At 38.9% G+C, this 3,016-nt stretch carries 4 protein-coding genes; 3 read left to right on the top strand and 1 reads right to left on the bottom strand.

Features of this window, described 5'->3' with window-relative positions:
- Nucleotides 1–41 precede the first annotated feature (41 nt).
- Entirely contained in the window at nt 42–842 is an 801-nt protein-coding gene (locus tag AB4180_RS22730; RefSeq protein WP_102248952.1) for a Cthe_2314 family HEPN domain-containing protein, read from the top strand.
- A 139-nt stretch (nt 843–981) separates the two neighbouring features.
- On the opposite strand, the gene AB4180_RS22725 is transcribed toward AB4180_RS22730, so the two are convergent.
- The gene (locus tag AB4180_RS22725) at nt 982–1,179 is read right to left on the bottom strand and encodes a hypothetical protein (RefSeq protein ID WP_102248951.1); all 198 of its coding nucleotides are present in this window, start codon (nt 1,177–1,179) and stop codon (nt 982–984) included.
- Between the two features lie 264 nt (nt 1,180–1,443).
- Between AB4180_RS22725 and AB4180_RS22720 the strand changes: the two genes are divergently transcribed.
- Both AB4180_RS22720 and AB4180_RS22715 read left to right on the top strand, forming a co-directional pair.
- Nucleotides 1,444–2,088, top strand: coding sequence for a DCL family protein (locus AB4180_RS22720; protein ID WP_038881919.1), 645 nt, complete (start codon nt 1,444–1,446; stop codon nt 2,086–2,088).
- A 141-nt stretch (nt 2,089–2,229) separates the two neighbouring features.
- Complete coding sequence (locus AB4180_RS22715) at nt 2,230–2,874, top strand: hypothetical protein (RefSeq protein ID WP_102248950.1); 645 nt, start codon at nt 2,230–2,232, stop codon at nt 2,872–2,874.
- Nucleotides 2,875–3,016 lie beyond the last annotated feature (142 nt).

The raw sequence follows: 3,016 nt of genomic DNA, 5'->3' as shown, positions 1-3,016 counted from the left end.
CTACTTAATTGGGCGTTAGCAATCTTATTAAGCATCTATATATGAAGACAGAATATTTTTATTGGGACTTAGACAAGAGTAAATTTAAAGGAGTACTTTATGATTCCATTAATGATTACTTTTTGAATGATCATGGCTTTGATACTTGGGAAGACTTTGAGGGTGCTGACCCGCACGTAGCATACGCTCATTTAGCCTATGTGAGATTTAACTCGTTGGAACAGCAATTCATTGATTTGAGGGTTATTCCCCAAATGCTAGGTGTCGAAGCGATCCCGTTGAAGTCCCAAATAATGGATATAAATCGATATGATTGGTTAAAATCTATTGTTGATCTATCGTTGTTTCGTTTTTCAAGCTTAAGAGATATAGCGTTTCATTTTGTCAACGAGGTGCTGTGTTTAGAGTTGGAGGATTTCAAGCTAAACATGAAGCAACTAAATAAATGCTTAAGAGAAAATCACTCTGAGATCTTACATGCCCTAAAAGAAATTGACAGTGTTGGTGCCGAGCTAAGAGCAGACCGAAACGAAAGAGCTCATAAGGGCTTCTGTAACTTATATACTGGTGATGATCAGAGGTTTAAGCATATGGCTTACATGGAGCATTCAAAAATACCTATTGTAGCAAGCTCGCCGTACGACTTGAACGATGTTTATCAGGACTCCAGAGAGAAGATTTATGATGTGGTTGTAAGTGAAGTCACAAGAGCTTTAGAGGCTGTAACTTTGCTAGCTGATAATATGTATCCATACTACCGTGATAGATATCAGTCTTTAGCGCAAGGTTCACGAAGTGGAGCATCACCACACTTTACTCGATATCACGCATCAGATTGCTAACAAAGCATTTAAGAGTGATTCGTAACGCTTGGCAGTTTCGCTTCGCTCAAGTATAGCCAAGCGTCGCTCACACCTTAATGCGGCGTTATAGCGAAGATTGAGAGCCCTAACACAAATATATTAGGGCGTCAGAGGTCGGTTAGTCTATCGGGTACGCATCTTCATAATGGTCGTCACAAACAGGGTGATCTTGGACGTAACTAGTAGCTGGATTTTCACAAAACTCGCATTCAGCACCTTTAGGTGGTCTAGTTTCATCACAATATACACAATAGCCATCTTCTTCTGGATATTCGGTACCGCAGTCATCACATGTAATATAGTTATCTTCTGACATATCGCCTCCATCAATAGTGTAAGTCAGAGTTATGGTTTATCATAAATACACCTAATATAAAAGAGGCTATAATCTATTGATAATTAGCTTTATTATTGGTTTGGTATGCCTGTCGGAAAATCGCTATAACAAACTGTTTAAGAGTGATTCGCAACGCGTGGCATTTTTATTATGCGTTGGTTTTTGTGTTTAAGGTGGTATGCGGGAGCTTCGGTATTGCGTTGCTCACACCTTAACAGGGCGTTAGTTTTATAGGAGGCAGTTGTGGCAAAACCGATTTCATTTGGTCAATTTAAATTTGGCACTCGAAAGGCATGCGAAGAGGATGCTCGTCGTCGTATTAATTCATACAGTCCTGGAACAATAATGGCTTTGGATGATAAAGCTTTTTTTGAAGCTTTGTTTACATTGCATAGTGAGTATGATGAAAAGGTTGGTTGTGGCATTAAAGATATTGAAGTTGGGTTAGATTTCCACCGAAATAGATGTCTGTTCATAATACGAAAAGATGATTCTAGAGTCGTAATTAGCTGGAGACATTGCGTTAAGCCATATACAAAGAAAATGGTTGTTTCTTACGCTTTTCGAAGAGCTGTTAAAAGCACTGTCATGGCATTCAAAAATGAAGCTATTTTGAATGGGGCTGTATGTCCAAAACTAGGTGTTAATCTGACATTCGACAATAGCCATGTTTCTTATGTTTCAATGTCATTTGATGACATGCTGACGGACTTTCTTGCTGAAAATAGTCTTACTTACGAGTCAGTTGAATTAATTGACCCAGAGTATAGTGATTCCGATCAGCGGGGAAAGCTTGCTAGTCATGTAGTAACAGAAAGTTGGCAGAAATATCATCAATCAAGAGCAGAATTTGAGCTGCTTAGCATTGAGGCTAACTTAAGCAAATAAAACTAACAAACTGTTCAAAAGTGATTCGCAACGCGTAGCATTTTCACTATGCGTTGGTTTTAGTGATTAAGGTGGTATGCGGCGGCTTCGGTAATGCGTTGCTCACCCCTTAACAGGGCGTTAGAATTTTAGGAGAATCCAGTGTCCGAAAGTCGTTTAAGAGAAGTTATTGATATATCAGCAAGGGCGCTATATGAGAAAATGAATGGTGGTGCGATTGTTGTTGAAAACGAAGCATCAATGCAACTTCATCTGTCTTCGATCTTAAAGTCTATTGGCGAAATTTATGTTAATACTCGAGACGAGATCTTTGGAATAGAGCTAGAAAAACCTGTCTCTCTCGAGCAGGGTGCATTTGTAAAGAGTGGTTCCAACAAAGCAAAGGTAGACATTTATATATATTTTGAAAACTTAGTGTCAGGGCTTAAAAGCAGTTGTGCCATTGAACTTAAGTTCTTCAAAAAATCTAATCATCGAGAACCAAATAATCGGTACGATGTTTTTAAGGATATTCATAATCTTGAGAACTACAGTACATTTTCAGACTTCGGAGTTATGTTAGTTGGTACTGACCATCGTCATTATATCGATCATGATAGCTACTCTAAAGAAACAGGGGATTTTGACTTTAGAAATGGTAGTACATATACCCAAGGAACAGAGCTAATCTATTACCCTAAAGCGGGTAAGCAACCATATGGTAGCCCAATTACATTGTCACAGAATTATGAGTTTCAGTGGTGGCTACCTAAGAGCAAAGTAGGTCTCTTATTCCTCGAAATATAAAATTCTAACAAAGCGTTTAAGAGGGATTCTCAACGCTTGGCATTTTCAGTTTGATTCGACTTTAGTGTTTACTGCACAATGGTTTAGGTTAGGTGGTCGCGTTGTTCACCCCTTAACGCGGCGTTGAACTAAGCCGCTTCGC

Source organism: Vibrio sp. 10N.286.49.C3 (assembly GCF_041469545.1).
Taxonomy (GTDB): Bacteria; Pseudomonadota; Gammaproteobacteria; order Enterobacterales; family Vibrionaceae; genus Vibrio; species Vibrio tasmaniensis_A.
This window is presented reverse-complemented; position numbering and strand designations above follow the sequence as displayed.

Excerpts from the sequence above, each read along its gene's own strand:
- AB4180_RS22725 (WP_102248951.1), bottom strand. The coding sequence starts at position 1,179 with ATGTCAGAAGATAACTATATTACATGTGATGACTGCGGTACCGAATAT.
- AB4180_RS22730 (WP_102248952.1), top strand. The coding sequence starts at position 42 with ATGAAGACAGAATATTTTTATTGGGACTTAGACAAGAGTAAATTTAAA.